At 67.3% G+C, this 6,331-nt stretch carries 7 protein-coding genes; 5 read left to right on the forward strand and 2 right to left on the reverse strand.

The annotated features are described in order from the left end of the window. A partial coding sequence (locus F6X61_RS25565; RefSeq protein ID WP_153789090.1) for an AAA family ATPase occupies positions 1-368 on the reverse strand: 368 nt, incomplete at its 3' end. A gap of 204 nt (positions 369-572) precedes the next feature. Here F6X61_RS25565 and F6X61_RS25570 point away from each other — a divergent pair. Next, positions 573-1,052, forward strand: coding sequence for a cysteine hydrolase family protein (locus F6X61_RS25570; RefSeq protein ID WP_153789091.1), 480 nt, complete (start codon positions 573-575; stop codon positions 1,050-1,052). Here the strand turns inward: F6X61_RS25570 and F6X61_RS25575 are convergent. Continuing rightward, the gene (locus F6X61_RS25575) at positions 1,042-1,482 is read right to left on the reverse strand and encodes a YMGG-like glycine zipper-containing protein (protein WP_153789092.1); all 441 of its coding nucleotides are present in this window, start codon (positions 1,480-1,482) and stop codon (positions 1,042-1,044) included. The genes F6X61_RS25570 and F6X61_RS25575 overlap by 11 nt on opposite strands. A gap of 162 nt (positions 1,483-1,644) precedes the next feature. Between F6X61_RS25575 and F6X61_RS25580 the strand changes: the two genes are divergently transcribed. The 4 genes from F6X61_RS25580 (at position 1,645) to dsdC (ending at position 6,218) form a co-directional block, all read left to right on the forward strand. After that, positions 1,645-2,304, forward strand: a complete 660-nt coding sequence (locus F6X61_RS25580; RefSeq protein WP_153789093.1) for a TetR/AcrR family transcriptional regulator — start codon at positions 1,645-1,647, stop codon at positions 2,302-2,304. Next, on the forward strand, positions 2,301-3,803 hold the full coding sequence (locus F6X61_RS25585) for an MDR family MFS transporter (RefSeq protein ID WP_153789094.1): 1,503 nt from the start codon (positions 2,301-2,303) through the stop codon (positions 3,801-3,803). Before F6X61_RS25580 ends, F6X61_RS25585 begins: the two co-directional genes overlap by 4 nt. Positions 3,804-3,929: 126 nt before the next feature. Continuing rightward, on the forward strand, positions 3,930-5,264 hold the full coding sequence (locus F6X61_RS25590; RefSeq protein WP_153789095.1) for a D-serine ammonia-lyase: 1,335 nt from the start codon (positions 3,930-3,932) through the stop codon (positions 5,262-5,264). Positions 5,265-5,276: 12 nt separating this feature from the next. Continuing rightward, positions 5,277-6,218, forward strand: coding sequence for a DNA-binding transcriptional regulator DsdC (dsdC, locus tag F6X61_RS25595; protein ID WP_153789096.1), 942 nt, complete (start codon positions 5,277-5,279; stop codon positions 6,216-6,218). The last annotated feature ends 113 nt before the right edge of the window (positions 6,219-6,331 follow it).

The following is a 6,331-nucleotide window of genomic DNA, read 5'->3' on the forward strand; positions in this document are numbered from 1 at the left end:
ACAAACTCCCAGTTCAACCGCTCACTGCAACCCGCCGGCAAGTCAGCCCGCGGCCGCCGGCTCAACGACCGCAGTACCACCCGCTTCAGGCAAACCCAGCGCGGCGTATCCAGCCAGATGATCAAGTCCGCCCGCGGCAACCGTAGATCGAACGTACGCCGCGAATAGTTGCCCTCGCACACCCACGCATCCCCCGCCACCGCCAGGCGCACCTGATCACGGAACACCTCGGCCTCAGGCTCCACCCAGCCCGGCGACCAGAACAACCGGTCCAGGTGCACCACCGGCAACCCCAAGCGCTCGCCGATGGCCCGTGCCAGGGTCGATTTGCCGCTACCGGAATTGCCCAGAATCACGATGCGCTGCATTTGCATTCCCTCGCTGCAAAAAAGCCGGCGAGTGTACCGCCGGGGCATGGCGCCGAACAGCGGCTTCCAGAAGCCGTTGACCGCAAAATGCCAGGGGGAGCCACAGGTTTTTGCCACAGGACAGGATCAGCATAGAAGCCTTCGGCGGCGATCGCGGCACGACGTTATACTCCCCGCCCCTGCAACCCGGACCGGACCCCATTCATGCGCCAAGCCCTGCTCATCGTCGACGTGCAATCCACCTTCAGCCCTTCGGAAAAGCTGGTGGACGGCATCCGCGCGCTGTCGGCGCATATCCCCACCGTCGCCTCGATCGAACTGCACGATGAACAGGTCACCCCGTTCCAGCGCCAGCTCGGCTGGCACCCGGCCAGCGAGGATGTGGCGCTGGTCGAGGCCGACAAAGTGTTCGTCAAGCACGGCTACGGGCAAACCACCGAAACCCTTGAGTACCTCAAGGGCCTGGGCGTCGAGCGCGTGCTGGTGTGCGGCCTGCAGACCGAAACCTGCGTGCTGGCCGCAGGCTTCGCCCTGTTCGATGCGGGGCTGTGCCCGACCTTGATCACCGACCTCACCATGGGCTCGTCGCTGGACCGCTCGGGGCAGTTGGGCATCAGCCTGTGGCAACACCACTTCGGCCAGGTCACCACCGCCGCCGAAGTGATCGCCGGGCTCAAGGGCTGACCTGATACCCCCGCCCCTGCAGGCAACCACTGTAGGCACTGGCCTGGGCCTCATCCTGGCCGCGGCGGTCCTGGCGACGCTCCTGGCGTTGGCGCATGCCACCCACGGCTGCACCGGCGGCAGCCGTTTCGCCGGCGCGGTTCTGCCGGTACTGCTGCTTGGCATCGTCGCTCATGCGGTCGTATACCTCGTCGTGCTGGTTGCCACGCACCTGGGCACCGGCAGCGCCCGCCACCGCCCCGGCGGCGGCGCCCTTGACCCGGCCCCCCACATGCGCACTGCCAGTCGCCGAATTGCTGGCGACGCTGTTGCAATCGGCCATGTCCTGCTGCATCTGCTGGCTGCTCTGGCCCTTGAGCGGCGTGACGGTCTGGGCCTGGGCCGATGCCGCCAGCAGCACCAGCAGGCAGCCCCATGTGACGGTTCGCATGCTCCACCTCCACTCGATTGAAGTGCCGAATGAAAGGATAGGCGCGCCTCCACCCTGCAAGGCCCCGGGCAGCGACCTCTCGTCATTCTGACGTAAATTTAAATTGAATTTAAATTTAGCCCCGAGCAAGCTCCGACCACGACCCACCCTCGGAGCCCGACCATGGCCACAGCCCCCCGCGAACCGCGCAAGGACGGTGAAGCCACCCGCACGCGCATTCTCGAAGCCGCCGGCGAGCTGTTTGCCGCCCAGGGTTTCGCCGAATCCAGCAACAAGGCGGTGGCCGCCAAGGCCGAGGTCGACCTGGCCTCGATCAACTACCACTTCGGCAGCCGCAACGGCCTGTACCTGGCGGTGCTCGACGAAGCGCGCCGGCGCTTCCTCGATATCAGCAACCTGCAGCGCATCCTCCAGGCACCGCAGCCTGCCACGGACAAACTGCGCGCACTGATCGAGCAGGTCGTGCACAAGGCCAGTTCAGGCCAGGGAAGCTGGCACCTGCGGGTGCTTGCCGCCGAACTGCTCACCCCCAGCAGCCATGGCCAGGCCTTGCAGGGCACGGCGCCGCAAAAGCTCATGCTGCTCAAGGGGCTGTTCAGCGAGATCAGCGGCCTCGCCCTCGACGACCCCGCGCTGACCCGCTGCATCCTCTGCGTCACTGCGCCCTGGGCGATGCTACTGATCGGCCCGCGTGGAGGCTCCGGCGCCGTGCAGGGAATTCTCGGCATGCCCTGCGCGCAAGTCTGCGAGCAGCTGTACCGCTTCGCCCTCGCCGGCCTGCGGGACGCCGGCCAATCCCCCCTCGCCCAGGCCAACCCATGACAACTCCATTGACTGCGCTCGAACGCGATGCCCACCCGCCAATCCCCCTGCTGCTCGGCGCCCTGCTGCTGGTGATGTTCCTCGCCGCACTGGACCAGACCATCGTCTCCACCGCCCTGCCCACCATCGTCAGCGAACTGGGCGGGCTGCGCTGGCTGTCCTGGGTGGTCACCGCCTACCTGCTGGCCTCCACCGTGGTAGTGCCGCTGTACGGCAAGTTCGGCGACCTGTATGGCCGCAAGCGCGTGCTGCAGGTGGCCATCGTGCTGTTCCTGGTGGGCTCGGCACTGTGCGGCATGGCCCAGAACATGACCGAGCTGGTGCTGCTGCGCGCCCTGCAGGGGCTGGGCGGTGGCGGGCTGATGGTGGTGGCGATGGCCGCCATCGGCGATGTGATCCCACCTGCCGAACGCGGTCGCTACCAGGGCCTGTTCGGCGGCGTGTTCGGCCTGGCCACGGTGGTCGGGCCGCTGATCGGTGGCTTTCTGGTCGAGCAGCTGTCGTGGCGCTGGATCTTCTACATCAACCTGCCCCTGGGCCTGCTGGCTCTGCTGGTGATCGGCAGCGTGTTCCGCCCGCACGTGGCGCGGGTGAAGCACGTGATCGACTACGTCGGCGCGTGCTTCCTTACCCTGACCCTGGCCTGCGTGGTGCTGATTACCAGCCTTGGCGGCAACCTGCTGGCGTGGGGCTCGCTCGACATCCTGTGCCTGTCGCTGTTCGCGCTGATCGGCCTGGTGGGCTTCATCCATGAACAGCGCCGCGCCGCCGAGCCGATCATGCCGCTGCACCTGTTCGGTCACCGCACCTTCGCCCTGGCCGGGCTGATCGGTTTCATCGTCGGCATGTCGCTGTTCGGCTCGGTGACCTTCCTGCCGCTGTACCTGCAGGTGGTGAAGAACGCCACGCCGACCAGTGCCGGGCTGCAGATGCTGCCGCTGATGGGCGGGCTGCTGGTGGTATCGGCGATCACCGGGCGGCTGATCAGCCGCTGGGGGCGCTACCGGATGTTCCCGATCCTCGGCACCTTGCTGCAGGCGATTGCCCTGGCCCTGCTCAGCCGGCTCGACGAGCACACGCCGATGGCGGTGATGAACCTGTACATGGGCTTGCTCGGCGCCGGCCTGGGGATGGTCATGCAAGTGCTGGTGCTGGCCGTGCAGAACAGCGTCGAGCCGCGCCACATGGGCGTGGCCACTTCGGGGGCGACCCTGTTCCGCTCCATTGGCGGCGCCATCGGCGTGTCGGTGTTCGGCGCCCTGTTCTCCCACGCACTGCTCGAACGCCTGGCGCAGACGTTCCCGGCCGATACCCCGGCGCCGACCAGCCTGTCACCCGAACAGGTGCATGTCCTGGCCGCGCCCCTGCAGCAGGCCTACCTCGCCGCCTTCTCCGGGGCGATGCATGGAGTGTTCCTGGTGGCCTGCCTGGTCACTTGCCTGGCCTTCGCGCTGAGCTGGCTGTTGCGTGAAGTGCCGCTGCGCAAGGCGGTGGCCTGAGCCCTGCCGACACATGACACCCGGTCATGCATGGCCTGACGATCGATCGTTTGTCCGGCCCCGGGGCGCTGCGTTCTAATTGGCGAAAACAACGACACCTCGCACGGAGCAACTCAGGAACTACCCATGATTCTCGGAAAAACGCTTGAAGCCTGGTGCCAGAGCCACCCCCTGATCCGCGAGCTGGTGGGCTTGCAGCCGACCCGCTGGTTCAACCCCGGCATCGCCCCTGCCGCCCAGGCACTGAACGATGTCGGCCTGGACGCCGCCGACGTTGCCGCCGCCAGCGCCCGCCTCGCGCGCTTTGCGCCCTACCTGGCCACGGTGTTCCCGGAAACGGCAGCCAGCGGCGGTATCATCGAGTCGCCGATCCGTCCGCTGCCCAGCCTGCAGCGCGCCCTGCTGCAGGAGGCCGGCCTGCCGCCCAGCGGCGCATTGTGGCTCAAGGCCGACAGCGAGCTGCCGATCTCCGGCTCGATCAAGGCCCGTGGCGGTATCCACGAAGTGCTCAAGCATGCCGAAGACCTGGCGCTGGCTGCCGGGCTGATCACCCTGGACAGCGACTACCGGGCGCTGGCCAGTGACCAGGCCCGGGCGTTCTTCGGGCAGTACAAAGTGGCCGTCGGCTCCACCGGCAACCTGGGCCTGTCCATCGGCATCATGAGCGCCAGGCTGGGCTTCCAGGCAACCGTGCACATGTCTGCCGATGCGCGTCAGTGGAAGAAGGACAAGCTGCGCAGCCATGGCGTGACGGTGGTCGAGTATGCCTCGGACTACAGCGTGGCGGTGGAGCAAGGGCGGCAACAAGCCGAGGCCGACCCGGCCTGCTACTTCGTCGACGACGAGAACTCGCCACACCTGTTCCTCGGCTACGCCGTGGCCGCCGAGCGCCTGGCCAGGCAGTTCGCGCAGGCGGGGATCCGCGTGGATGCCGAACACCCGCTGTTCGTCTACCTGCCCTGCGGCGTGGGCGGCGGGCCTGGCGGCGTGGCGTTCGGCCTGAAGCTGGCATTCGGCGACCTTGTGCATTGCCTGTTCGCCGAACCGACCCATTCGCCGTGCATGCTGCTGGGGGTGTACACCGGGCTGCACGACGCGGTCAGCGTGCAGGACTTCGGCATCGACAACCTCACCGCCGCCGATGGCCTGGCGGTGGGCCGGCCTTCAGGGTTCGTCGGCAAGGCCATGCAGCGACTGATCGATGGCTACTACACCGTCACCGATGAAGAACTGTATCGCCTGCTGGCCCTGGCCCACGACCTGGAGCAGGCGCGCCTGGAACCCTCGGCGCTGGCCGGCGTGCCGGGCCTGCTGCAGGTGCTGGGCGTGGCGGATTACCTGGAGCGCGGCGGCTTGACGCCTGCGCGCATGGCCAAGGCCACGCACTTGGTCTGGGGCACCGGCGGCAGCATGGTGCCTGCCGACGAATATGCCGCTTACCTCGCCAAAGCCCGCAACTGAAGAGAAGCGCCCATGCCCGCCCCCGTCCACCTGCTCGCGCCGAAACTCAATGGCGCGCACCTGGCCAACCTGCACACCTTCCTGGTGGCTGCCCGGCACCTGAGTTTTGCCCGGGCGGCCGACGAGCTGTGCCTGACCGCCAGCGCGGTGAGCCACCGGATCGGCCGGCTGGAACAGCAACTGGCGCTCAAGCTGTTCCACCGTTTGCCGCGCAAGGTCACGCTTACCGAGGACGGCGAGCGCGTGTTCCAGATCATGCAGCGCACCATGGATGCGCTGTCTGAAGCCGTACGCGACCGCGCCCATGGCCAGGTGGCCGGGCAACTGACCTTGTATGTGCGGCCATCGGTGGCGCAGTGCTGGCTGGTGCCGCGGCTGGCCGAGTTCACGGTGCAGTACCCGGATATCCAGCTGGACATCCGCGTCGGCAACGAGAGCATCGACTACCGAACCCGCAAGGTCGACCTGGTGCTGTGCTATTCGGACGGGCATTACCCGGGGCTGGTCAGCACGCCGCTGATGGCGGAGCGGATCGCGCCGGTGTGCTCGCCCGAGTACGCCCGGCGGCATGGGCTGCAGGGCGGCATCCAGGGGTTGGGCGGCTGTACCTTGCTGCACGATGTCGCGGCCTGGGACAACGCGGCGCACGATGCCGAGTGGCGCTCGTGGTTGCAGCGCATGGCGCTGGATGTGTCGCTGCCGGAGCGCTTCCTCACCTTCGACCGCTCCGACCTGTGCACCCTGGCTGCGGTGAACCATGTAGGCATCGCCATTGGCCGTGAGCAGTTGGTCAAGGCACGTATCGCCAACGGCGAGCTGGTATTGCCGTTTGGCGATTTCGTCGAGGCAGACCGCTGCGGCTATTACCTGGTGCACCCGCCCCACGAGCCGATGCCGCGGCGGTTGCAGGTGTTGATCGAATGGTTGCAGCAATCGGCCATGGGCAGCGGCTGAGCGCTATGCGGCCTTCGCAGGCATATCATGTTCTGTGTGGGAGCGGGTTTACCCGCGAAGCAGGCGGCGCGGTGGATGGCACCGGCTCTGCCGGTGTTCGCGGGTAAACCCGC

Source organism: Pseudomonas sp. EMN2 (genome assembly GCF_009650555.1).
GTDB classification, from domain to species: Bacteria; Pseudomonadota; Gammaproteobacteria; order Pseudomonadales; family Pseudomonadaceae; genus Aquipseudomonas; species Aquipseudomonas sichuanensis.